Raw genomic sequence first — 25892 nt, 5'->3', positions numbered from 1 at the left:
TTAAAACATTCTAATGTTATTATATCAGGAAGTCATAGGATGAAACTTAGCTTTAATTAACCGATTGCTTAAAATTACTTTGTTGCTTGACTTTTAAAAAGTAACTATAAACTGTTCTATTTTTTAGGGAAGCCAACAAATATTAATTTTAGTTTAGTAAAGTTATGTGTTCTAAAGTTTCATTATTTTTCCAGAAGTATCAATTTTAAAATTTTCTGTTTTTGGACTAGACATAATACTATCCTTAATTATAATAGAAGTAAGTTCAATCTCATGATTAGAAAAGAGTTTAAAAGTTGTTTTAGTACCATTTGCCAAATCGACATTCATCCCACCTTCAACATCAATTTCATAAGATTCTTGTTCAATTAATAACTTAGAAATTATTTTATTGTCGTTATAAACTAAGAGGTCTACCCACTCAGAATCATAGCAACCACTATTTGAAATTATTAAAACCTTATTCTCACTTAAATTTCCTAAATCATAGTAAGGTGTTTCGTCTCCACAAGAATACTCTGAGAATAAGGAGTTATTTGTAAGTTTATATCCAGATCTTTCAATTGAGTCCCAAATATCAGTGCGATCAATTGGAGGATTTTCTTGATTTTGATTTGAACTATTAAAATCTGTTTCAATCATTAATTTTGAAGATTCCTTTTCCTTAATTAATTTTTCTTTGTTGTTCATGTTACACGACATTAAAAAAATAGGAAAGAAAACTAAAATGTTGATATAATTATTTTTAGTCATTTTAATATTTATAATAGTAAATCTCATTAAATATTTGCTAAACGGCTTAGAATATGAAAAGTTGCGATTTTTAAAACGCAATTTTCCAATGTTTAAGGTTCGTATTTTTATATTTTATACACATTCTATATTGTTGAATTTAGCAATTTTTTATATGAATTGCTGGTAATAGTTTTTCAATTTATTAAAGTTTCTTTTTCTAGCTGTAAGGATTGTTTATTTCCGTTTCTTGAAAAAAGAATATTCATTGAGTCCATTTCCTTGATAGGATTATTAAATAAAATATTACAAGCATCTTTCGATATTAATTCTGAAAAATTCAAATCATTAACGCTTACTATTTCATCGCCCAATTGAACTCCTTTTTTTTCAGCGTTAGAATTTTTATACACGAGAGCGACAAATGCTTTTTGGTCAATTATACCAGTTTGAAAACCAAAATTTTCCAATACTGTATTACTGTATTCTTTTTGCTTTATCATATATATGTTATTCTCATCATAGCTTATGATAATCTTGAAATTTTTAAAGAATTTATTGCCAATTGTTGGAAAGTTTTCGTCAAAGGTCACAATCTGATTTTGCAGTTGTAAATCACCGATTTCAATAGAATTTACTTTTGAATCTACATATTTTTTGTTTTGGCCTTTACCATATATTGCAGTAGAAGCCTTACCATAATATTCAACACTTTTATTTATGTCAAGAACATTTGAGTAAAAATCCAATGGTAATTTAATTCCACCAGTAGAGCCAGTGTCAAATTTCACACCTTTTCTTTTCTTCTTATTTACTTTAACATTTATATTAGGCGAATAATATCCTTTTTTCTCATTTGTTTTAAACTTAATAATATCAGCACTTTCGGGAATTTGAAAATTATCAATATTGTCAGTGAGGCGAATTACCTTTTTTTCATAATCTATTTCCCAAATGGCATTCTTGATTAAATTATTTCCAATTACTCCATCTAAATTTAGACAACCAATTTCGAAACCAGCGCTTAAATCAGTTGTAAGGGTTTCAATTTTTTTAAAACTAATTCCTCCAACAATAATTTCATTAACTATAACATAACTTTCCTGTTTTTTGTTACCATTAACATCCATTCCCATTATATCGCGAATACTTTTCAGATTAAGTTCATTAGATATACTTTCTGAAAGAACAGTTGGCATTCCTGTATCAAATAGGAAGTTGTATTCTATATCATTAATTAAGGCTTTAATAATTGGTACTCCATAATCAAAATTGAACGGAATTTCTTTAATATAGTTAGTTTCTAACAATTCAGTTCTTGTAGTAAAACTAGATAATACAAAAATTAATGCTAGAGATGTAAGTAATTTATTCATATGTTTTTTTAAATATACGCAGACCTTTCGTTTTAGCCCAAAAGTCCGCATTACGTTTAGGCTTTGTTACCAGCTTTTTTAATTTCCCACAATTCATCTGTAAACCTCTCAATAAGTGTTAAAGTTTCGTTTTTTTCCGATTGATTAGGTATTCCTAGTGAATCCAAGAATTTTCCATTCGTCATATTAGAAATTAAGTTGTTTACTGCGGAGGTTTGTCCTTTCTCAATATTGGAGAATAGCTTATTTGTTAATTCTATAAAAGGGTTGTCATCTTCTTTAATAATTAATTCTATTTTTTCAGAAACCGTCAATTTTTGAACTTCATATTTTTTTGAGTCACTTATCAACGAGTCTATTTTCCATTCAGGTTGAGTAGAAAGTTTAGACCTTCGTGTTTTCCTGTATTCAAACAAGAAATTATTCGTCTTTACTTTTAATTCACTCATACTTTAGTTTCATTTTTTCAATTGCTGGTAACGGTTCAAGTAAAAAGTCGTTTTAATGCTTTTTACTTTTGTGTTATAAGTTATTTTTCTAGCTTTTATAATTCAACTAACTCCAAATCATCAAGCCATAAGTCTTCTAATTCGGTTCTTATGTATAAGAAATACGGATCGGTATTTTCACCATTATACACTGTAGTAGTGATAAACGTCCAATCATCTTCTCGATAGCCGTCAGAACCGATGTTATCGTCAGGAACTCGTAGGTCATTAAGTGTTACACCAGAACCTTCTTTTGTTAACTCTAATCTAAAATGCCAGTAACCACTATCTCCTCCTGATCCTTTTCCTTTATACCAGCAGGAAAACTTATACGAAGTGTTTGGTTTTAAATATATTTTTTTATTTACCCAAGCAGATATTTGTGAACCTGTGTTATTATTATAGTACAAAGATTTCGTTCCACTATACATAATCGCTTCGTCAAGAGTTATAGTACCGTTTCCATTGCTGTGCTCTATCAGATCTAATATTGAATGATCTTCAAAATTTCCAAAAGTAATAAGCTCACCTTCTTGAGTAGAAGTTTTGATTAAATTACTCCCGCCTAATCTTCCTACATCATTCATTACGTAAACTCTGTAAAAATATTCTTGATCAAACAAAAGATCGTTATCTACAAAAACAGTGTCATTTCGTACCGTAGATACATGTACTAATTCTCCTGTCGTCTCGTCTAATCCACTGTCAGTCTTTCTGTAAACTTTATATTCTCTAAAATCATCTGCTTGAGAAGAGTTCCAATTAAGCTTAATTGAATTTAAATTGATTTCAGGTTCATTAAGAGATACAGGGTTAGGGAGGGTTAATATATTCAATACAATATCGACAGCAGAATTTATTTCATATGATTTCTCAATAAAACTGCCTTCATCGAAATTTTTTGAAATCATTAATTGATGTTCACCTTTAGTTACATCTTCTATTTTAAAATAACCATTTTCATCTGTCTTTGTTGACCAGTTGATTTTAGAATCGATAATTACTGTTGCATTCGGTATTACCGAAGAATTTGTTTGTACTTTACCTTCAATCGTTATTACATCACTAATCTCATCAGAGTCTTTATCACAAGCGCATAAAATAGTAAGTAAAAAAAAGATGTTTAAAAATTTGTTTTTCATTCTGATTTTCATTTTGGTTCTTGTATAGATTAGTGTCTAGATACTCTAAATTGTTACTCTTGAATTAATAGAAATTACTTATAACGTTAAGTATAAGAAACGTAGGGCAGGTGATAAGCACTATCGTTTCGGTTTATTACTTAGCTAAATATAAATATTTTGCTTTTATCTTTTTTACTTTAAACGCCAAATTTTATATTTAGCGGACTCCATAAATAAGCACAGAACTTTCGGTTTAGCACAAATGCCCTATGTTTTTTATACATTGTTAGCACCTGGCTATTTTGTACTTGTCACTTAATTTATTAGTTAATTCCTCAATATCTTTTTTTCTTACAATTTTTTCAATCCATTCTTTAGGTATTGAGTTAATGCCATAAAAAAAGTCCAGCTAATCCACCAACTACAGCTCCAGTTGTATCTGTGTCTTCTCCTAAGTTTATTGCTTTTAAAACAGCTTCTTTATATGATTTTGTTGTCAATAAACACCAAATTGAAGCCTCAAGTGTATGAATTACATAACCCGAAGATTGAATAGAATTTTCTTTCAATTTTGCTAAATTACCTCCCGTTATTCTATCAAATAACTTTATTTCTTTAGGATTTATATCCAGTTCCTCTGTTAGTTTTAGTAGAGAATGGTTTGCAACTTTGTAAGCGTCTGTCATTGGATATTTAATCTCAGAACTAAGAAAAGAGGCAATTTCAAGGTAATAAAAACAAGCTAAGCAAGACCTAATATGTCCGTGGGTAATACTTGAAACCTTTTTAATTAAATCATATTTTTCTATTCGGCCTTTAATTTTCTGAACTTCAAACAGTAACGGTAGAATTCTCATTAATGAGCCATTCCCATTTGAGTTTTCTTCCCAATTTCCCGCTAATTCAGCTTTTTCTCCTTTTTTTAACCTAATTATTGCTTCTCTTGTTGAAATTCCAATATCGAATACTTTTCCGTGAGGTGTCCAATGATTTTCATAAAACCACCTAACAAAGCTATTCCCGATTTCTTGAAGGTTTAGTTCTTTTGTTAATTCATCTGCAAGGCAAAATGCCAAAGAACTATCATCAGACCAAGTCCCTTCTGGTTGATTGTAAGTTCCAAACCCAATCATATCGGTTAATGGATTTTGTTTTAGATAATCTCTGCTTTTGAATTCTACAGGAACGCCAAGTGCATCTCAAATAACTAAACCCCAAAGTCCGTTCTTTACAGGGTTATTTATTTCTCTGTTTGAGAGATATTCAATATGATTTTTGAAATTGTAAATATTTCTTTCATCATCTGCTTCTTTGTACTTTTCAAGATTTTGTTCAACCCTAAATTCGTTTATTTCACAACCATTTTCATTAAGATTCAGTTTTGCTTTGAAAATTTCGTAACCTGTCCAAGAACGGTTAAAATAGATATTATCATTATTGAAATAAACAAACCATTTATCTTCCATTTGGTTTGGAACTAACCCTAATTTTAGTTTATTTAATTGCTCAAAATTTAAAAATATAGATACATCCAGTCTTTTTGGATTATCCATTGGAATAGTTTTCCATTTGTCTTTAGTTGCTATTTCCATTTTTTTTCTGCTTGGTGCTAACGGTTTGGCTAAGCGTAGTGCGGGGGCAAGGAAACATTTTCGTTTCCGTATGCGCACGAAGCTAAAGCTTATTGTTTTGCTTTTTCTTTTTTTGTTCCAAAGCTAAATCCATAAGGTTTATTGACATTATAAATATACACAGACCTTTCGGTTTTAGCTTAAAATCCGCATTACGTTTAGGATTTGTTAGCCTTAGTTTTTCTTATCGTAAATTAATAATTCAGTAGGTCTTTGGAATTTCTGCCATAATGAGTAAGCTCCAAGCAAGGAAATAAATATTCCAATAAACAACGATAAAGTTGGCCCAAGGGATTCGAAAATTAAGCTGAGTAATTTGCCAGCTATTTTTCTTTTTCCACTCGAAGAATCGAAATCAAGATCATTCTGAGAACTTAGATAAGATAGGGTTAAGCCAAATATTAATATAATAACCCCTGGACTCTTATAGGCGCTTTTAAATTTGTTCTCAGTCACTTGTTTTTTGTTGAGTATCTGAATTTTATCTATAATTGATAAAAAATCTTTCAAATTCATTTCCGAGTCGAATGTAATGTCTTTTATTGATATGTCAAATCCGTCAGATTTTTGATTTCCTTTAAAATTAACTTTTTGATTTTCTACTTTAATTTGTTTGATTTCCGTAAAAGTAAATTTTAAAACTATGTCATACATTTCAGAGTATTCATACATCTTTATAAATTTACTTTTGTCCAAGACCCTTTTTTCAGCTAAATAAAATGTTGATTCGTCAATAAATATTGTTTTAATTCTTTTGCTTTCAACTTGGAATAGTTTTTCCATTTTAAATAAAATTTTCGTCTAATTAAGGCTAACGTTTAGGCTATGGTTATTACGAGGTTAAAAGAAACTTACCTTTCGATTAAGCACTTAGCCAAAACTTTTTATTTTGTTTTATCTTTTTTGTTCATAAAGCCAAATCAAAAGATTTGGCGGACTTGGTTTAAAGCTCAAAACTTAGGGTTAAGCACGTAAACCCGTATTAACTATAGCCATTGTTAGCTGTAGGCTATTTTTTTAATTCAAATTTTCCATTAAAATATTCATATTTAACATTGTTGTTTAGTATTAAAATATCTTCACTACCTGGTTTTAATAGCAATGAGTCAGAATTAAATAAAAATGTTTTCTTGTTGTCAATTTCTTTTATTGTTAGTATGTCAATTAGACTTTTTTCCATATCATTGGGTTCAATATCTAAATTCCCTAAATACTTTATTTTTTTATCTTTAATCAAGAAAACTTCTCCTCCAAAAAAATATTCATAAGATTTTAAACATACAACAATGATATCTTCGTTTTGGTTATTTTTATAAAAATAAGGTTTATATAAATATAAATCCCCAACTCCTTTTGATTTGAAATTAATGTTTTTTTTATCATCCAAAAAAAGTAATCTTTGTCCATAATCTTTAGTGAATTCTGTTATTTTTTCATTTGTAAAATGACCGACAGCGACATAATTTCCTTGTGTATAGTATAAGTATTCAGCCCTAAAGTTGTTGATATTAATATCTGATATTTTTTTTGGAGTAAATTTATAAAAATCTGTTAGCTCAATTTTTTCTGATAAAAAACCTCCGAATACATATTTTATCACTGTATCGTTATCTATTGTAACACCTAACCATTCACCAGATATTGTTTTATCATTATCCTTTATTTTTTGAAAAATATTACAATATTCTACTATTTGTATTTTTTGTCCATAACTTAGTTTGCCAATAATTTCACCTTTTGGTTTTTTTCTATAATTCAATCCTGATTTAGCTGATACAAATTTTTCAACAATATTTTTAGAATTATATTTTCCTGCATTTTCAATATTCTCTTTCTCAATTATTGTTTTGAGATTAGAATTACTTTTGTCATTGTTTCTACAGTTAAAAAAAATAACTAAGACAATAAAATATGCTAAATTTTTCATTTTCATTTCTTGCTTACAGCTAACGGTTTAGCTATGAACAGTACGGGAGCAAACTAGCGTTTGCTTTCCGCCACGCACATAGCGAAATCTTTTGGTTTTGTTTTTTCTTTTCCTTGTCAAAGCAAAATCCCAAAGATTTTGCGGACTTCATAAAAATACACAAACCTTTCGATTTAGCCCGAAGCCCGTATTGTTTATAGGTTTTGTTGTGCTTTCGTGTTTTATATTACTTTGGCGGCAAACGCAATAAAATGGGCAAAAGGAACTAGTAAAAACTGAGCAAGAACGGTACCTATCAATCTAGCAAGTACCATAAATCGTATAGTACGCCTAAATTCACTTTCCGAAAATTTACCTTCAACAACTTCATCAGTTAAAATCGAGAGATAAGGGTCAATAATCACAAACATAAGTATTGTGGCAAATCCATTTACGATAGCAGACATAGAGCTTGCTGTAGTTCTTAATTCGGGTGTAATAAACCCTGCATATAGTGAGGATAATACACCTACTGATAATATTGCTACCGCGATAATGTTAAATATGAATATTTTTAATGGAAATTTGGTTTTGGAGTTTAAAGTGAAATTTCCTTTGTCAGGGATACTAATTTCATTCCGCAATTGATTAACTCCTGTTTTCGTGAAACTATGTAAGATTAACTTAGGTATTGATTTATGAATACTGAAATTCATAACAGCTTTAGATAATATTCTTTGAAATGTTGGTATTAATAAAGCTCCAACGATAGTGGCTATAGTAGTGGCAAGTAAAATCAACCTTATTTCATAAGTTCCTGGGTCAATGTTTAGATTAATATTATTTTCAACCCATTTTGCAAGTAACGGAGCCTGAAAGGAATTTGAAGTTCTTGAAATCAGAACCATAATATTAAATAGTGCAAATGAAACTGCGATTTTCCGAGTTCTAGTTCCTACAATCCTAACCGAATAAGATAAAGTACTAATCAAGTGTATAACAAATGTTAGAAGTAGTACTATTATTATTTGTATTGTCATTTATTCTTTCTCATATTTTTTGACATGAAGCACAACAATTGTATAATGAACATATGTTCATTATACTGCCAATTTAAGATATATTGAACATATGTTCATTATATCTTTTATATTTTTCTAGGAATTAAGTGGATTTACTATTTTTTTAAGAGTGCTAGTAGCTATATGAGTGCTCAACTGCTTACGTCTATCGTCCTTAGAAGCTAAAATATAATACGGAGTAGAATATTAGAGCAAGCCTAAAGTTTTAGAGCTTTCTGACTTTTTTTGCTTTTTGAAGTACTGTTCATATAAGAAGCCTAGGGATGGTGTTAAATTGGAGCTTATAAATGTCAACTATAACTATTTTATTCTTTTTAGATAATACTCCAAGGGTCAAAACCCGCAGCTTCAATGGCCGGAGCTATAACCTCGCTTAAAAATTCTTTTTCCTCCGTATCTAAATCGTCCCAAGGGAGCTTATCAACGATATTCTGGATAGCAGTAAGCTTAGATTCTTTGGGGGTGTTAGCGTTTACAATTGTGCAGAGTTTATCAAGAAAATCATTGGTAGAAATCCGTAATATATGAACTACTTCGGCATCAGATTGATTTAATCCTCTTTCTTCCCAATGCTGTTTATTTTCATAAATAGCAGAGTTTTTTATGTTTTCTACGGTCTCTTTAAATTCTTTGGTCATATCAAAGTTTAAGTTAGTCCTACTGGTTTCTGTACTATAGCGGATGGTAATTTTTCTTCCATAAAAATAAACGGAATCAGTTTTTCTAAGGACCTCTGCATATGGCGGAATTACAATTTCTGCGAACGGTCATTAAGCCATCGCCTATTTATATTGCTATCGTTATCAGAAGATACGTCTAAAAATTTGCCACCTCCTTGCTGTTCTTTTTCTTTAACCAAGTATTAAGCGCCGTGTAAATTTCTAACGTAATACCTCTTAGATAAATTAACGTCGAGGAGCAAAAGTTGCTCCTAAAAATAACTATTATTTTCTTTATTAATTCAGCATTTAGACAAAGAAGTTGAATTTTTTTCTATAGCTAATTTATTTTGGGTCATTCAGAACGAAGGCTATAAGGGGGAGTAAGCCCAATGGTAGCCAATTAAAGTATTGCTTGTTTTATTGTTGAAATGTTTATTGCATAAAAAAAGTGTTGCTTGTAATTCGTTTAATATTACAAACGCTACAACCAACACTTTAGAATACCTTACCCTAGAGAGGAACTCCTAATAGCTATGTTTTATAGCTTAGGCGCTTTCCTCATTGAGCTCTTGCATGATTTCTGCAAATAATTGATATGATTTTATACGGTCTTCTGCACTGTAAATATTAGTCACCGCTATAAGCTCATCAACTTTAGTGGCCGCTATGAATTGTGCCACTTGTTTTTTTACCGTTGCTTTGCTTCCTATAAAAGAATATTTAAGCATCTGGTCTACTGCAGGGTGTTTTGCCATTTCTTTTAATTCTGGCGTCATAGGAGTAGGGGGTTGCATAAAATCTCTCTTCCCCGTCAGAAGCCCAATGATAATTTTGTATAAGGATGTGGCTATGGTTTCCGCTTCCTCATCCGTTTCTGCTACAATAACATTAACTCCAGCCATGGTGTAGGGTTTTGCTAAATAAGGCGAAGGGGTAAATTCTTCGTGATAAATTTTTAAGGCATCAAACAACTTAGCGGTAGCAAAATGGCTTGCAAAGGCATAGGGTAAACCTTTTTTAGCAGACAAATGTGCGCTGTCTGTACTAGAGCCCAAAATGTATAAAGGCACAGGAACACCTTCTGCAACGGTGGCACGTACGCGGGCATTTCTATTTTCTTCCGCAAAATACTTTTGAATTTCGCCTACCTCTTCAGGAAATGTAAATGCAGCTTGCCGATGGTCTGAACGTATGGCTTGTGCCGTTTCTTGATCTGTTCCTGGTGCTCTTCCTAAGCCTAAATCGATCCGATTAGGGTACAAGGTGCCCAATGTACCAAACTGCTCTGCAATAATAAGCGGAGAATGGTTAGGGAGCATAATACCCCCAGAACCAACTTTAATTGTTTTAGTGCCTTCTGCTACATAACCAATAAGCACAGCGGTAGCTGCACTCCCAATATGATCAGAATTATGATGCTCTGCGAGCCAGAAACGAGTGTAGCCCGCTTCTTCCGCTTTTTGGGCTAAGGTTAATGTGTTTTTAAAAGTTTCGTTTAATGTGTTGCCCTTAGATACTATGGCTAGATCTAAAACAGAATAGGCTATATTTTTTGTTGACATATGCTTAATTTTTTTTGAAAAAATGATACAAAGTAATAGATTCTTTACATTGGAATCTACTTATAATTTCATAAAAATTAGTCGTAACAAAACACCAAAAATTACACCTGCGTACTTAAATATAACCTTAGCTGCATAGCTTGTTTAGAACCATCGTTTTTTGTTTAAAAATTAATCTATACCATAGGTGTCTAACAAGTATTCTAGTGCGGTATCTAATACCTTATCTTCTTTAGCTGCAATATCTTCTACTGTGTTTTTTACGTACACGTCTGGGATATGCCCAATACCGTCTAAGCTTTCGCCATTAGGGAGTAAAACTTTCTGTATAGAATACCTATAATGCCATCCGTTGGGTAAAAAACGCATATTGCTTATGGTAGAAAAATCGCCTGCTGTAGTATCACCAATTTGAGTTACATGCTCAAAAGATTTCATATGCAGCAAAAAGATTTCTCCGGCACTGATGGTCTTCCTATCCGTAAGTATGACAACCGGTTTAGAAAATGTTTGGCTCGCATCATACGCAGTGTAATAGTTCTTTTTTGCATCAAAATCATCATGGTTAGGGCCATTACGGGTTGCTACCGTATAAATTAGATGCTTCCCATCTGAAAAAGCTTTTGCAATTGCTGCGGCATAGCGATCATCTCCTCCTGTATTTTGCCGTACATCGAGTAGAATAGCCTCCACATTTGAAAATTCCTCTATAATGGTATGGATACTAGCGGGGTTTTGTCCATCCATGGAGCCTAAGTAAATGTACCCTATATTTTTGCCTATTATCTTCCCATACGCTAACTGATCTTCAGAGCTAACTTCTTTTAGCCCTTCTACATAGGAGGTGCGTATCAATTCTTCACTAATTTCAGCTATAGATTGCTCGTTTAAAGCATAGCCAGAACGGTAGCTGTGCCCATTACCATCATATAAAACGGTATGGCTATCGTCTAAATTTTCAATGAGGCTAGCGAGAAGGTTCCATAAGTCGGCTTCCGAGAGTTCTTCATGTATTCGGGGTTGGTAGCTGCTGTAGAGGGCATCCCAATCTATACTTCGGACATCAAATAAGCTATAATGTTGGTCAAAATCGGTCCAGAAAAGTTCAAAAGTAGCGCTATTGGTCAGTGGCTCTTCCTTGGATATAAAAGTTTTGGCACAAGAAACGAGTAGTACTAGAGTACCTATTAGAATGATCTTTTTCATATTAAAATTTATAAAGTACACTTGTAGAAATGCGGTTAGAAATGCTTTTGTATTCTTGTTCTTGGTCTACCTTTTGAAGACGGAAGTCATAGTTTACATTCCAATTAAAATGTGCTAAAATTTCCCGACTATAATTGATGTTCCAGGTAATGGCTTTGTAGCTTTCAAATGAAGCTAATTTTCCATTAAAAATAATAGCAGCAGGATTGTCTTGGTGTGCTATGATAAACTCGTCGATGCCATTGTATGGCGGTCTACTCAAAAATTGTACTACAGGAATACCTACCGTAGTTCCTATTCGTTGCTTGTCGTTTATTTTGGTTTCTACTGCTCCAGAAAGCGATAATCCATTAGTGGCGATATAGCTAAATGCATCTTGGTCTTTCCAATCTAAATAGGTTATTCTTAAACCATAGGCACCACCTAAATAAAATTTTGTTACAGCATCTGAAGCGGCTAGATTTTTTAAGTAGGAGATTCCTACATCGACAAAATAGTGATCGCTAGCGAAGTCATCATTAGCGCCAGATTTTAAAGAATTATTTCCGTAGGTAAGGGCTATTTTTAAAATATTTTCCTTTCGTTGTTCATAAAATAAAGTATAAAATAGTCCTTGACCTTTCTGGTGTAAAGGCGAAAAATTCTGATCGCTGATATGGTCAAAACTATAGCCTATACCTATGCCAATATAATGGGTAGGAAAAGATTCTTGGGCTTGTGCTAACACACTAGGGTGTCTAAAGAAGAGTAAAAAAAATAAGGTAAGCGCTGTCTTCATGAGTTCTTAAGATTTTGATTGATAGCTCAATAGTACGATCAACCAAGACATTACGAGTCCCAAAAAGTTAGATTATGATTAATTAGGACTCATTCTTTAGCGCTTTAAATTGATTGGGAGTATATCCTGTATGCTTTTTAAAGGCAGTGTAAAATGTAGATTTAGATTTAAAGCCAGCCTCTAAACCAATGGCAACAATGCTATACTTATCAAAGTCTGAATCTAGTAGCATTTGTTTGGCATCGCTAATGCGATAATCGTTAATTAAAGAACTGAAATTGGAATGAACAGAAGCACTTATTAATTGTGAAAGATAGCCAGGACTTACGTTTAATTTATCGGCAATCAGGTCCCTACTTAATTCCGGATTTCTATACAATTTCTGGACCGTCATTAGTGCCGTAAATTCTTGAAAATAGTTGTTTTGAGGTTCAAAAGAAGGTTTAGAATTCTCGGTAACGCTAACGTCCTGAGGTTCTAGTTCTGGAGGTTTGCGTAATTCATGTATTTCTGATTTATCTTGAGAGAGTTTTAATTGTAGTAGTCCCCTGAATATGAGCCAATACACATAAAACGAAACTCCCAACCACACAGGGTAGGTAATGTCACTATGTGCAATAGGGTATAGGTCATCGGGAATAAAAGTATTAATCACCCAAATGAACAATAGGCCAGCATTAAATGCCCATATATTTTTTAGCCATTTTTTTTCATCAGGACTAATGGCACTTCTCTTAATAATAAAAAAGGAAATAGTGATCAATGTTGTATTGAATAGAATAGACGTATAAAATTCGGTTTCATATACCAGTCGGTAATAGTTGGTAATCAAGTCCCATTCTAGAAGCTGAAAATCTAATTGAATATCAATAATTGTATATAAGAGCCAGAAGAAAAAAAACGGTACGGTAAGAATCCATAATTTTTTGCTCTTCGCATAGCTGTTTTTTGTAGATTTTAAAAAGTAAATCAGCATGGGAATATAAAAGAGAAAAAGCCATGGGATATCATCTCCAAAATAATCAATGAAATAGTATTTCTCATCAAAATCTTTAGCGACCAAAAGTTCTATCACGCCAATATAGGATAACAAAAAAGTACTGTACGCTAGATATTTATTTGCTTTAACGCGGAAGGTTTTCTGAGTTAAAAGAACTACGGCGAAAAGCAGACCTTGAATTAAGCTTACAAAAACTAGAATTTCTAGCACATTTAAATTCATTCCGATGTGGTAAATTTTTTTATACTTCTTTTAGTGTGATGTGTTTGTGTATGAGATGAACGATCTTCAATTTTTCAGTGTTACCTCATCACGATGCCTGAAAATGAAGCTCCATAGTTTTATTCGTTTTTCGTGTTAAATGCTATCTCTTTAAAAGTTTCTGGATCTTCTTCAGAAAAAGGTTGAGGCTCAAGATGCGCATGACCTTCATCATACATAGTTCCCGTGTCTTTTTTTATCTTATACCAAGACTCTTGCATTTCAGAAACCAAACGAACAGCATAATAATCTTCTTTCTCACGGATAATGAGAGAACCTTCAAAATCCTTAAGGTCAGAAACATTTAAATTAGGGATGGCTTCCACAACAAAAGCGATATGTTCCGTAGCCGTTGCTGTTTCTTGGTATATAGGAATAGCGGTGGTAGGTTTAAAATCTTCAGGATTTGCAATGGTATTAGAAAATTGCGCGCCCGTCATAAGATGAACACCCATTGTATATTCAAAAATTGAATTTAGGGGCAAGTAGAGTATAGGGTTAGAAAAGACCACATACACTTCTTTACCATTGGTTTGTACGCTAGTTGTAGAAAAATTAGTTAAACTAGCATTTTTATCTAATGCTGTTAATGCCTGTTGGATGATAGCATCTTTCCCTAAATTCACCAGTGTTCTAACTTCTTTATTCATTTTTACTTTTTCTTTTTTTGGGGATTGGGCATTGCAATAGGAAAAAACCACAAGGAGTGGAATTAGTAAATGGGCCGTATATTTTTTCATGAGTTGTTTTTAAGAGCTAGATGCTATAGTTTGAACGCTAAGGTATAGGAGTAAGTATGTTATGTGACGTCTGTTTTTAACTATTTTCATAAGTAGGTATCATCTATTTTTGTAAAGAAGCTAATAATATCTTCAGCTAATAGTTCTGGTTGTTCTAACGCAGCAAAATGGCCGCCTTTTGGTAATATGCTGTATTGGATAAGGTTAAACCCTTTTGCGATATATTTTCTAGGAGGAGTCGGAATTTCTTTGGGGAATTTAGCAAAGCCTAGGGGTATTTTTACAAAATCATCCACTCCAAATTTTAAGGAATTTTGACTATTTTCATAGTACATTCTTGTTGATGAGTGTATGGTTTGTGTAAGCCAATACAAGGTAACATTAGCAAGTAATTCTTGTTTGGAAAAGCAATTTTCTATGGCACCTCCATGATCTCCCCACGCATTAAATTTTTCAATAATCCAAGCGCATAGCCCTACAGGAGAGTCGTTTAATCCATAGGCTAAAGACAGTGGCTTTGTACTGTGGATAAGGGCATAAGCACCTTCTTTTTGTTCCCATTCTTCTAACAATTTCTTGTAGTTAATAAATTCTTGTTCTTTTCTTTCAGCTTCATTTAAACAAGGTTCATAGGAATCTGATATATAATTCAAGTGTAGCCCGATACAATGTTCAGGAAACTGTTGTGCTATTTTTATGCTGATGCCTGCGCCAATATCTCCACCTTGTACACCGTATTTTTGATAGCCTAAGCTTATCATTAATTGATGCCATAAGGTGGCGTTAAAGCTATAATCACTTCCGTTTGTAGTAGGTTTACTAGAAAAACCAAAACCTATGATAGAGGGTATCACAACATCAAAAGTCAAGTTCTCTGCTGCAGTTAAATAAGGTATTATTTTGAGCATTTCTAAAAATGATCCAGGCCATCCATGTGTGATCAGTAGTGGGATAGCATTTTTTTTGCTACTTTTTATATGAATAAAGTGAATTTTATTTCCATCAATTTCTGCAATGAAATTAGGAAAAGTGTTAATCTGTTTTTCTATAGTTCGCCAATTAAACTCTAAAAGCCAGTAATCCGTTAATTCTTTAAGATAGGATAAGTCGGTACCATATTTCCAACCCGAATTATGGAGTACATCTGGCCACCTTGTTTTTTTTATTCGATCGTTTAAATCGTCAAGCTCAGATTGGGGAAAATTAATTTCAAATGGTGTAATCATTCTTAAGTTTTTAATGTCATACACATACTTCTTTATGGCGTGCTAGTTTTATTCTTTTGGTAATTGACCGTTTTTATGTGCTGCTTCTATCTCCGCAGGAGACACTTCCCCGTCATGGTTGGTATCTACTAAGTTAAAAAAATCATCCAATCCCATTTGGCGGTAGAGTCTATCACTGACATAATCTTCTACTTCGTTTTTAGATACCGTCCCATCTCCATTGGTATCAGTACCATCAAAATCAAAAGAAGGGGTTACTTGCGCCAATTCTTCAGCATTTAAAAAATCATTCTCATCCGCATCATACAATTCAAAATATGCAATCAATCCAAACTTTCGCTCCGGACCCATGGTGATAAATTCCTCCATTTCGGCTTTTGTAACCGTACCATCTCTATTAAAATCTGAAGCACTTAAAGGACCGTGGGGCCCAGGACTTCTAGGTCCGTCTTTTAATTTGTTATCTTGATTTTTACAACCAAAAAAGGATAGGATAATAAGTCCGAATACTATATTTTTTTAATCTGCTCATTTTAGTGATTCGTTTATAAATTATTATTTTTTTCGAAAAGATTGTACCAATATATACAGCGCGATTAACACCGAAGGGATCAATACAAAAACTCCGGGAAGGAGTAGCAATTTAATAAGACAGCCGTCTCCAGAACAAGCTCTGTTCCCCTTTAGAAGTAGTGTACTTGAAAAAATAATACCGGTGATGGCTAATGTGAATAACAACCAACTTATCCATCTATTTTTCATACTTATGTTTATATTACTAGCCTCTCATACCCCGAACGAATGTACTATTAAAGATAGCGCTAAAAAATCAATTAAGTTCCCAATGGGGTGTTAGAGTAACCCGAAAGTAAAGTGTCCATGCCCCTTTAATTTTGTATTGATGAATTAGTGTAAACTAATGACTTTAGTTATTTTCCATGTACTGTTGGTATGTTGCCACATGATTATAAATTTACTGGGTACAGCAACCGCATTGGGCTCCTGCTTATTAAAAAAGGTATGGTATCCTATTTCAACCGCGCCATAATCTTTTATAGGATATACTTCTAAACTACCTTTTACGAGCGTTCTGGTGATCTTATTGCAAATATTCTTTTCCGTTCCTTCAATAATTTTCTCCTTGGAGGTCATTAAGCCCCCTTTATCATGGTAAAACTCAATATTGTCCGAATATATAGAGGCTTGTTTTTCTAAATCACAGTGGTTATAGGCATCAAAAAAGTTAGCATCTAATGCTGCAATAGTTTTATGCAATGTGGCGTCTACGGGAGAATATTTAGGAATAGTATCGGAGTTGCCTTCTATTTTGGTGGCTTTGCAAGACAAAAGTATGAGTAGGGGTAGTGCCATGCTCAAGAAAAATTTGGATGCGCTCATAATTGGTCTTTTTTTTAAAGACGAATTAAAAGTATAGTTGTTACAGTAGTCCTTAATTAGATGCTATTCATAGGCTTATAGTGCACTCTTTTTTTCTAAGGCTTCCCAAAACTCTAAGGGTTCTGGGTTGGCCGATTTGACTAATCTTACAGTAATAAAACTACCTTGTTCATCATTACCTGAAACAAATAAAAAGCATTTCCAATCATTAGAAAGCTCAAATTGATGGTCTGCTCCGCCATATTCTCCAATAATTATATTCTCGGGGCTTAGTAGAATAACTTCGGTGAGTAATTCGGTAAAGACCGATTTGTACCGCGTGTGTTCTTTTAAAAAGCGAATATGTTTTAACCATTCATTTTTAATGGCTGAGGTATTGCTCTCAAGAGCACTTTGAAAAGGAATGGTATGTGAAAAATAGAGATTGATGTCTTCACAGCCCGTTATACTTGCATTATAGTGTGTGTTGTCTTTCAAATACAGTTGTTCTGTTTGCTCTATATTAAAAGAATCGTCCATGGAACTTCTTCTTTTTACCTCCAGATCTAAATCATTTTTGAAAACATCCTTGTTCATTTCTGCTATGGGACATTTTGTATAGTTTTTTTCTAATATATTTTGGCCTTCTAAGTAGAATTCTAGTGGTAGCTGTTTTTGGTTGTCATAAGTTACCTCTTGAAAACCATAACCATGAGGGTTCTGCTCATAGGTAGCATAGATTCTTCCATTGGCAACACGGTCTATGCTTAAAAGAGCATAAGACATTTTACCACCCCCGAAGAGGGAATAGCTTTCTTTTATGTTTTTCTCGTTATCAAGAGTTACTATTTCAAAGCTATATCCAAAGGCATTACCGCCACCACCTAAACCTTCATCGGTAATTTGGATGATGAGGTCGTTAATTCCATCTCCATTAAAATCAGAGATCCATTCAAGGTCCCAAGAACTAGAAATACAGGATAATGCATAACTGTTGGTATTATCATAGACGCAATTACCTTTTTGCACCAAACTTTCATCATCTAAATAATTACTTTCAAGGTACTGTTGAACCAGTTGTTCTGAAATTCTAGTAAATTCTACGGTGCCTAAATGCTGAGAATACATACTGGATGATAGCAAACACAATACCAGTAGGAGGTAAAAGTTTTTCATGGTGATAGATTACTTTGGTTAGAAGCTAAGAGTCCGTTCTTAATTTATTCGCTTATAGATTTCAATATTATGAAAAACGGTATCGTTATGACTATAGGTATTTACTTGTTTGTATGAGTTTTTAGTACGTTCTATAGGGATGATATAGGTGTTAATATCACTTTTCATAGAATACGACATAGAGGTCAATACTTCTGTGATGGTGTCATTTTTAAACGTGTAAGTTCCATACCCATGCCATTCAGAGGCATCTTCAGCTGGGCTCGTATTCCAAATAACATGACCATCAAGATAAATTTTGTGCTGTACTTTTGAGGTGTCTGTAATAAGTGTATCGCCATTGGCAAGATGATAGAAATGACTTAATTCCCAAACTCCTTCAATAGGATCTACATCTACAGGTGGTGTTATTTCTTTGTCTTTATTAGATGTATTACAGGAAGTGCATAGTAAAAGTGTTCCTGCGAAAGTAAAAAGAATAGAATTCTTGAAAGTGTTTTTTTTGGTCATGTTTAGTAGATTAGATACATAAGAAAAAATTAAGGTTTTTCTTACAGAATGAATATAGGGTAAATTTTCGATAAATGGTAAGTATCTTTAAGTAATCATAATACAGGGACACGTACTTCTTTTGATGTTACTTGTATGGTCTTCGTGTCATAAATAGGTTTTCCAAAAATATCATAGGTCCCGCTAAGATATTTGAACTCAATTTCCATTTGAACGGGTGCAATATGTATAAACCCTTTCTTTTTTGGCTTTAATACGTCTTGTTGCCAGGTGGTGGCCCTGAATTCTCTATTTTTATAGGTGATATTTTTAACCGCTAACTTTTCAATTTCAATACGATCCGAAGTACAATTGGTATATGAAGGTTTGGTGGCTAATTTCCAATCTATAATTCCAACATCGGGTGAAACATACACTTTATGGGAGACGATAAGAGAATCTTGCACTCCAATTCTTTCTTCTGATACCGTAGCCAACATATAAATATTTTCATGTGGGGCAGTAGGTATACTCGTACTATTAACCGCTTTACTAACTGTTATTGTAATGGGCACTGTCTGATACGTTTTTTCCTTAATGGTAATTTGGGCAGCCCCAATGGAAAAAGTACCTAAAGCTTTCGGAGTAATAATATAACTATAGACCGTTTCTAAAGTCTCCACTCCATTTACTATTGTCGTATTCATAGCCCGTATGGGGCCTCCAACTACTTTAAAATTTTCAAATTCAGGAGGTGTAAATGAACTGATATTCTCATCTTGATCCATAGAAAAATCAACCCGTAAATGTTGATCTAGACCTATAATTTTTTTAGCTACTTTAGCTGTAAATTTTACTTGTGCGCCTATGGTTGTAGAACAGAGTATAGCTAGTAGCAGTATAAAATTGAGGAATTTCATTTATATTCTTTAAATTTTTTTTTCTGAATTAAGCGGTTCTGTAATCCATTATGTGTTATGTATTAGAAGTATACAATTAGGATAAGAAAACTGAATTAAGAAAGGATATTATAGAAATTAGGTTTAAGTATTTGTCTATAGAAAAAAATAGTACTAAGAATTAAACTCTATATAAATGCTTTTAGTATTCCAAACCCATATCAAAGTCCTCAAAGTGTTCAATTTCAGAGAGCTTAAATAACCGATCTTGTTCAAATTTCACCCAAGTCTCTTCAAAAATTTCATCACCCCCTTCAGAATCTTGATTGGTATTTACTCTTGTTAGTTTCTTTTTGGTCAAAAAATTAATACTAGTTTCTCGATCTATAATCGGGCCATGATTACTGCTAGCATCATACCCAATAAGTTTAAATTCCGACTCTTGAAATCTAAAAATGTACCTCCAATAGCCGTATCTACCATGCGCAAAATGGATTATAAGATTAGATCTTTCTACTTCGATCCAAAGCTCTGGGGCATAATAAACTCCACCATCTTCATTTTCAGAATAAAAGCAATCATAGTTTTTATCTGCTACTTCATAACTGCCGTTATTTTTAAGGAGTACAATTATTCCTCTTCTATTACGGTCTACTTCTTGATCAAATCTATTGATGACTACATTTTTTTCATCCGTTCCTTTAATGATAAGAATACAATCCTCTTCTCCGTCTTTATTTACGTCACCATAATACGTCTCCGATAACACATAGCTTTCAGGAACAAAATTAGCGGTATTGGTAGGTTGTGCATGAACATGATACATTCCTACAGTATACAAGAGGGCAATTCCTAGAATTTTTTTCATGTGATATTTTTTATTCGTTTAATGAGGCATAAGATCATATCCGCTTTATTTTGAGGATGTTTTAGTGGTTAAAGAGAACAAAATTACAGTTATAACTATATATTAATGACTGTTTATATCTCAATCAAAGTCGCTCATAAAGCCACCATAACCATTTTTAAGCTCTAATTAAAGTTAATCAAGACTATAGCTATACTTCGTAAGGATAGAATTAGCGGTATTCATTTTTTGGATGGGAAAGTCTTCCGCATCATATTCATAGGAAAAAGTTTGATCTTCTAAATTGCCAAGGGTATAATTTTCGACAGTAAATTTTGTGAGGTTATTTGTGTTCTTCCAAAGATTATGGTCATCCGTAATCAAAAATTCCCATCCTCCGATAACATTTAAATAGTTTAAAATCGTAGCTAAATTTAATGATTCTAAAGTTTTTAGAGGATTGCGTTTATCATCATAAGCATACTCAAAAATGGAAGTTTCATTCAGAATTTTTTTTGTAAGGTTGTCATTAACATACTCAAATTGTATAGAAATGCCCTCCTGGGAAAATTTTGAAATAGTACCGTCACTATTCACAACGATAGTTCTATCCCGTGTTCCAAGTACATCTTTGAAAAGTATGGTTTGGTCAGTATACACTAAATCATACTTTTGATACACTTCTCCTTCATAGGTAGATGCTATATGATGAATAGTACTGCCATCATATTCAACAACGGTCTCCGTTATATTTGTAGCTTGGGTCTCTTTTTCAGTACTCGTAAATTTTAATTTCGTAATTTTTTTTCCTTCTGGGGAAATATCGATTTGCAAAGAATTGGTAGCTGTAATTTTCCAAGATGATAATTCCGCGTTGCTATTGTTGAGAAATAAATTATTTTCATCAGTAAAATCAAAAGAATTATTTGCTGTTGATGAATTTATATTGGAGGTTATTTCTACTAACGTTATTGTTCCTGCCTCTTTTGGTTCTGTGGCGACTTCTATTTCTCCTTCTGCTACCTCAATGGTTTGTAAAACCTCCTCTGATAGATTAACCTTGTTACATGAAATTAGTAGAAAAAGAGCGGTAAGAATTAAAGAATAGTGTTTCATTGTTTGGTTTAAAAAAGTAATGAGTTAGTTTAATAACGGAGTTAGAACATAAAGAAAACCGTTTATTGAACTACTGCTTTATGGTTGATGTAAAAATTACGGTTAATTTTAAAGCTAGAAGTATCACCTTTTAATTTGCTTGTTTTCCATTCGGCGGTAGGAGTAATCCAAAGTTCTTTTCCTGCAGTAGAAACGCTTACAGGTATGGCAAAACCAGCTACAATATGTGTATATCTATACTTTAGCTTTTTACCATCATAATGGTATTCCAATACAGGCACTTCTACAGTTCTTAAGTATTGCTCAAAAAAGACACTCAAATCTATTTTAGCGGCTTTAGAGATATAATTTTCTATTTGAGCGGTGGTAACCGTTGCATGGTAGAATTCTTTATTCAGACCTCTTAAAATACTTCTCCATTTTTCATCATCATTGAGTACATGTCGTAAGGTGTGTAGTACATTGGCACCTTTAAAGTACATATCACTGCTTCCTTCATTATTTACATGATAAGCACCAATAATAGGCCGATCGTTCTGGATTAATTTTCGAGTACCAATAACATAATCTTGTGCTGCCTCTTTGCCATAGTAGTAATCCACAAATAAGTTTTCGGAGTAGGTGGTAAAGCTTTCATGGATCCACATATCTGCAATATCCTTGTACGTAATATTATTGGCGAACCATTCATGACCGGCTTCGTGGATAATGATATAGTCAAACTTTAATCCCCAACCAGACCCAGAAAGATCACGGCCTAAATATCCTTTGTTGTATTGGTTGCCATAGGTAACAGAACTCTGGTGTTCCATTCCTAAATACGGCACTTCTACAAGTTTAAAACTATCTTCATAGAACGGGTACGGTCCAAACCAATGTTCAAAAGCTTTCATCATTTTTGGTGCATCTTTAAAATGCGCTTTTGCTTTCTCTAAATTATCTTTCAAAACATAATAGTCCATATCCAAAACACCCTTCTCTCCAGGGTATTGTTCTCCAAAATGCACATAGTCGCCCACATTTACATTTACTCCGTAATTATTGATAGGGTTTAGCACTTCCCATTCATAAGTGGTAGTTGTTTCATTTTCGATGACCGCTTTTAGTCGCCCGTTAGAAACATCCATTAATCCCTTAGGTACGGTAACACTAATGGCCATGCTGTCTACTTCATCATACATATGGTCTTTATTAGGCCACCAAACGCTTGCGCCTAAACCTTGGCAAGAAGTAGCTACAAAATCTTTTCCATTACTATCTTTTTTCCAAGAAAAACCGCCATCCCAAGGGGCATTTTTAGCGGCTCTAGGGGTTCCTGAATAGAACACGGTAATCTTATTTTTAGCGCCTTTTTTTTGTTCTTTTTTTAGGGTGATGAAATGCGCGTTTATGTTTGATCTTACGTCTAATTCTTCTCCATCTTGAGTAACTTTTTCTATTTGCAACGGGGGTTGTAAATCTATTTGTAAGATTTGTTGAGGAGTTAAAACAGTATAGGTAATAGTATTACTGCCTGAAATGAATTTTTTATCTGGTTGCACTGAAATCTTCAAATCGTAGAAATTTAAATCCCACCAGGCGCGTTCCGGGGTGATGCTCCCTCTCAAGGTATCTTGTTCGGAAAAATAATCTTTGGCTTGTAATAAGCCTTGACTATGGCTAGAAATATAAATAAAAAGGAAAAAAAATAGGGTTAAAAAATGTTTCATGCGGCTACCGTGCTATAATTATGCGGCTAAAGTTAAACTAATTTTTAAAATTTGTCGGCTTTGCCCTACAAGAATGAAGTTCGATCAGAATATTTAGAAGTTAATTGCCGAATAAGTATCTTTACCATTCACTCAAACATCACTTAAAAATGAAATTTTACGCTACAACATTGGCATTAGGTTTTCTCTTCCTTTTTACATCCGTTTCAAGTACAGCAATTGCACAAGATAAAAGTCCGTTTATAGGCCGATGGGATATGGTCATACAACAAGAAGGTAAAGAATTACCTTCTTGGTTAGAAATTACCAAATCGGGCAGATCTACTTTGGTTGGGCGTTTTGTATACGCCTTTGGTAGTGCAAGACCTATTGCAGAGGTACAAGTGAAAAATAATGGATTTAATTTTACCATTCCACGCCAATGGGAACCGGGAGATAAAGACCTGAAATTTGAAGGAGCACTGCAAGGAACAACACTTTCTGGAACGATGGTATATACTGATGGAAAAAAATACAAATGGACAGCAACGCCTGCCAAAGTAGCACCATATAAGGAAAATATTGTTTGGGGAGCTCCAAAAGCACTTTTCAATGAAACCGATTTAAAAGGGTGGAGTGCTATGGGCGATAACCAATGGATTGTAAAAAACGGGATACTAACAAGTCCAAAATCAGGAGCTAATTTGGTATCTGACGAAAAGTTTTTAAATTTTAAATTACATGTAGAATTTAAATATCCAGAAGGAAGTAATAGTGGTATTTACTTGCGAGGTCGTCATGAGGTACAGATTGAAGATAATAGAGGCTTAGAACCTTCTAATATTTTATTTGGAGGTATTTACGGATTTTTGACGCCTAATGAAATGATGGCAAAACCAGCAGGCGAATGGCAATCTTATGATATTACCTTAAATGGAAATCGAGTAAGTATTGTGGCTAATGGTAAGGCCATTATTACCGATCAAATTATACCAGGAATTACCGGAGGCGCTTTAGATAGTAATGAAGCTGAAGCAGGACCTTTATTAATTCAAGGAGATCATGGTCCTGTAGAATTTAGAAGTATTGTAATTACACCGGAGCTTAACTAGTGTTTTAAAACATATAAAAGCAAAACCCCATGCCTTGGCATGGGGTTTTGCTTTTTCCTCTGATTCAATTTATCGTAGAATAGCATTCGGAAATACTACGGGACTTTCAAAACCATCTTTCCCTACCGACGAAATTCCGAAGAAAAAATTATCAATAACAATCCCTTCTAAAAGAAACTCAGTTACATTGCCTACATAGCGGCTATGGTCCCATGTTGGAGAAGTAGTATCTCTCCAATATATTTTATAGCCTAGAGCACCATCTACTTTACTCCATTCGAATTTTGCTGCTGGTTCTACAATACCTCCAATTTTCACTTCTTTTGGTGCTGGAGGTGCCCATGCTAAGGACGCTAAGTTGATAGCGTTTACGGCCGTTAATTTTTTAGCATAACCAAAGTTTACATGCTCCAATACATCCCCATACTGTATTCCGTTTTCGGTTCTGATATCTTGGTGCTGCTGGGTGTAATTTTCATGGGCTTCCATGATACGGATTCCTGCAAAGCCAGCATCGTTAAATGGCCTGTGGTGCCCGCCACGACCAAAACGATCTAATCTATAGATCATCATAGGATTCATTTCGGGCATATACGTTTTTACATTTTTATGAATGTATCGTGCTAATTGTCTTGAAATTCCGTCTACTTCCCCGCCATAAAAACGACGCATTTGGCGTTGTTTATCTGTTTCTGTAGCAGGAACAGGCTCTGAGAAAATTCTAAAATCACGATTGCTCACCACACCATCTACTCCGGTGATATTTCCAATCATATCATTGTTCAAGATTCCAATAACATCCCAACCCTTTTCTACAGCGTATTTTGCTAATCCGCCCCCACCAAAGAGTCCTTGCTCTTCGCCAGAGAGTCCTACATAGATAATACTGTTCTCAAATTTATATTTAGAAAGTACACGAGCTGCTTCAATAGTCCCAGCCATTCCACTAGCATTATCATTGGCGCCAGGAGCGTCTGTGGTATAATCCATCGTATTACTAGCACGAGAATCAATATCACCACTCATTATTATATAGCGGTTTGGATATTTTGTTCCTTTTTGAATGGCAACTACATTTACAACCCAAGCATCTTTGGGAACACGTGCTCCCATATCTTTAGTGACAAAATCTTTCTGATAAAAAACATCCATACAGTCTGCACAGGAGCTAGAGATGATATCAAATTCAGACTTTATCCAACGTCTGGCAGCACCAATTCCGCGTGTATTAGAAAGGGTATCACTAAAGGTATTTCTTGTTCCAAATTCGGTCAAGGTCTTCACATCGTTTTTAATACGGTCTTCAGATACAGCAGCTATAATCTCATATATTCGAGCATCGGTCTGTGCTAGAATAGGGAATGATACAAAGGCAGTAAGGAGACAAAGGAGTAGTTTCTTTTTCATTTTTTTG

At 33.6% G+C, this 25892-nt stretch carries 25 protein-coding genes and 1 pseudogene; 1 reads left to right on the top strand and 25 read right to left on the bottom strand.

Annotated features, from left to right (window positions below; all coding sequences use genetic code 11):
- Positions 1 to 171: 171 nt before the first annotated feature.
- The 24 genes and pseudogenes from M666_RS18425 to M666_RS18315 form a co-directional block, all read right to left on the bottom strand.
- Positions 172 to 690 carry a hypothetical protein gene (locus M666_RS18425; RefSeq protein WP_226989930.1) on the bottom strand — a complete coding sequence of 173 codons (519 nt, stop codon included), beginning with the start codon at positions 688 to 690 and terminating at the stop codon, positions 172 to 174.
- Positions 691 to 929: 239 nt separating this feature from the next.
- On the bottom strand, positions 930 to 2108 hold the full coding sequence (locus tag M666_RS18420) for an aspartyl protease family protein (protein WP_029445693.1): 1179 nt from the start codon (positions 2106 to 2108) through the stop codon (positions 930 to 932).
- A 56-nt stretch (positions 2109 to 2164) separates the two neighbouring features.
- Complete coding sequence (locus M666_RS18415; protein ID WP_029445694.1) at positions 2165 to 2557, bottom strand: hypothetical protein; 393 nt, start codon at positions 2555 to 2557, stop codon at positions 2165 to 2167.
- A 95-nt stretch (positions 2558 to 2652) separates the two neighbouring features.
- Positions 2653 to 3750: a carboxypeptidase regulatory-like domain-containing protein gene (locus tag M666_RS18410; RefSeq protein ID WP_029445695.1), complete on the bottom strand. Its 1098-nt coding sequence runs from the start codon at positions 3748 to 3750 to the stop codon at positions 2653 to 2655.
- 356 nt (positions 3751 to 4106) lie between these two features.
- Positions 4107 to 4859: pseudogene (locus M666_RS18405) on the bottom strand (ADP-ribosylglycohydrolase family protein); the annotation flags it as partial.
- A 60-nt stretch (positions 4860 to 4919) separates the two neighbouring features.
- Positions 4920 to 5312: a hypothetical protein gene (locus M666_RS20710; protein ID WP_226989929.1), complete on the bottom strand. Its 393-nt coding sequence runs from the start codon at positions 5310 to 5312 to the stop codon at positions 4920 to 4922.
- A gap of 213 nt (positions 5313 to 5525) precedes the next feature.
- Entirely contained in the window at positions 5526 to 6134 is a 609-nt protein-coding gene (locus M666_RS18400; protein ID WP_029445696.1) for a hypothetical protein, read from the bottom strand.
- Positions 6135 to 6360: 226 nt separating this feature from the next.
- The gene (locus M666_RS18395) at positions 6361 to 7278 is read right to left on the bottom strand and encodes an SH3 domain-containing protein (protein WP_039326034.1); all 918 of its coding nucleotides are present in this window, start codon (positions 7276 to 7278) and stop codon (positions 6361 to 6363) included.
- Between the two features lie 221 nt (positions 7279 to 7499).
- Entirely contained in the window at positions 7500 to 8297 is a 798-nt protein-coding gene (locus M666_RS18390) for a lipid II flippase Amj family protein (protein WP_029445698.1), read from the bottom strand.
- A gap of 356 nt (positions 8298 to 8653) precedes the next feature.
- Positions 8654 to 8977 (bottom strand): hypothetical protein, encoded by a 324-nt coding sequence (locus M666_RS18385; RefSeq protein ID WP_029445699.1) that lies wholly within the window; start codon positions 8975 to 8977, stop codon positions 8654 to 8656.
- Between the two features lie 569 nt (positions 8978 to 9546).
- Positions 9547 to 10563, bottom strand: coding sequence for an LLM class flavin-dependent oxidoreductase (locus M666_RS18380; RefSeq protein ID WP_029445700.1), 1017 nt, complete (start codon positions 10561 to 10563; stop codon positions 9547 to 9549).
- Between the two features lie 171 nt (positions 10564 to 10734).
- Complete coding sequence (locus M666_RS18375) at positions 10735 to 11769, bottom strand: S41 family peptidase (RefSeq protein WP_029445701.1); 1035 nt, start codon at positions 11767 to 11769, stop codon at positions 10735 to 10737.
- Between the two features lies 1 nt (position 11770).
- Positions 11771 to 12547, bottom strand: a complete 777-nt coding sequence (locus tag M666_RS18370) for a hypothetical protein (RefSeq protein WP_029445702.1) — start codon at positions 12545 to 12547, stop codon at positions 11771 to 11773.
- An 82-nt stretch (positions 12548 to 12629) separates the two neighbouring features.
- Positions 12630 to 13769 (bottom strand): helix-turn-helix domain-containing protein, encoded by a 1140-nt coding sequence (locus M666_RS18365; RefSeq protein WP_029445703.1) that lies wholly within the window; start codon positions 13767 to 13769, stop codon positions 12630 to 12632.
- Positions 13770 to 13888: 119 nt separating this feature from the next.
- Positions 13889 to 14548, bottom strand: coding sequence for a hypothetical protein (locus M666_RS18360; RefSeq protein ID WP_029445704.1), 660 nt, complete (start codon positions 14546 to 14548; stop codon positions 13889 to 13891).
- Between the two features lie 86 nt (positions 14549 to 14634).
- On the bottom strand, positions 14635 to 15774 hold the full coding sequence (locus M666_RS18355; RefSeq protein ID WP_029445705.1) for an epoxide hydrolase family protein: 1140 nt from the start codon (positions 15772 to 15774) through the stop codon (positions 14635 to 14637).
- A gap of 48 nt (positions 15775 to 15822) precedes the next feature.
- Positions 15823 to 16143 (bottom strand): EF-hand domain-containing protein, encoded by a 321-nt coding sequence (locus tag M666_RS18350; RefSeq protein ID WP_029445706.1) that lies wholly within the window; start codon positions 16141 to 16143, stop codon positions 15823 to 15825.
- Between the two features lie 537 nt (positions 16144 to 16680).
- Entirely contained in the window at positions 16681 to 17172 is a 492-nt protein-coding gene (locus tag M666_RS18345) for a nuclear transport factor 2 family protein (RefSeq protein WP_029445707.1), read from the bottom strand.
- Positions 17173 to 17247: 75 nt separating this feature from the next.
- Positions 17248 to 18327, bottom strand: coding sequence for a hypothetical protein (locus M666_RS18340; protein ID WP_029445708.1), 1080 nt, complete (start codon positions 18325 to 18327; stop codon positions 17248 to 17250).
- Between the two features lie 39 nt (positions 18328 to 18366).
- On the bottom strand, positions 18367 to 18837 hold the full coding sequence (locus tag M666_RS18335; RefSeq protein ID WP_024479795.1) for a hypothetical protein: 471 nt from the start codon (positions 18835 to 18837) through the stop codon (positions 18367 to 18369).
- Positions 18838 to 18932: 95 nt separating this feature from the next.
- On the bottom strand, positions 18933 to 19736 hold the full coding sequence (locus M666_RS18330; RefSeq protein WP_029445709.1) for a BatD family protein: 804 nt from the start codon (positions 19734 to 19736) through the stop codon (positions 18933 to 18935).
- Positions 19737 to 19917: 181 nt separating this feature from the next.
- The gene (locus tag M666_RS18325; protein ID WP_029445710.1) at positions 19918 to 20583 is read right to left on the bottom strand and encodes a hypothetical protein; all 666 of its coding nucleotides are present in this window, start codon (positions 20581 to 20583) and stop codon (positions 19918 to 19920) included.
- Positions 20584 to 20757: 174 nt separating this feature from the next.
- Complete coding sequence (locus M666_RS18320; protein WP_029445711.1) at positions 20758 to 21678, bottom strand: hypothetical protein; 921 nt, start codon at positions 21676 to 21678, stop codon at positions 20758 to 20760.
- Between the two features lie 62 nt (positions 21679 to 21740).
- Positions 21741 to 23387, bottom strand: a complete 1647-nt coding sequence (locus tag M666_RS18315; protein ID WP_029445712.1) for a M1 family metallopeptidase — start codon at positions 23385 to 23387, stop codon at positions 21741 to 21743.
- 149 nt (positions 23388 to 23536) lie between these two features.
- On the opposite strand from M666_RS18315, the gene M666_RS18310 reads away from it, so the two are divergent.
- Entirely contained in the window at positions 23537 to 24478 is a 942-nt protein-coding gene (locus tag M666_RS18310; protein ID WP_029445713.1) for a 3-keto-disaccharide hydrolase, read from the top strand.
- A 69-nt stretch (positions 24479 to 24547) separates the two neighbouring features.
- Here the strand turns inward: M666_RS18310 and M666_RS18305 are convergent, their stop codons facing one another.
- Positions 24548 to 25885, bottom strand: coding sequence for a M28 family peptidase (locus tag M666_RS18305; RefSeq protein WP_039326577.1), 1338 nt, complete (start codon positions 25883 to 25885; stop codon positions 24548 to 24550).
- Positions 25886 to 25892: the final 7 nt, after the last annotated feature.

Source organism: Cellulophaga baltica 18 (genome assembly GCF_000468615.2).
Taxonomy (GTDB): domain Bacteria; phylum Bacteroidota; class Bacteroidia; order Flavobacteriales; family Flavobacteriaceae; genus Cellulophaga; species Cellulophaga baltica.
The sequence above is the reverse complement of the archived record's forward strand: the minus strand, read 5'-3'. Positions and strand labels throughout refer to the sequence as shown.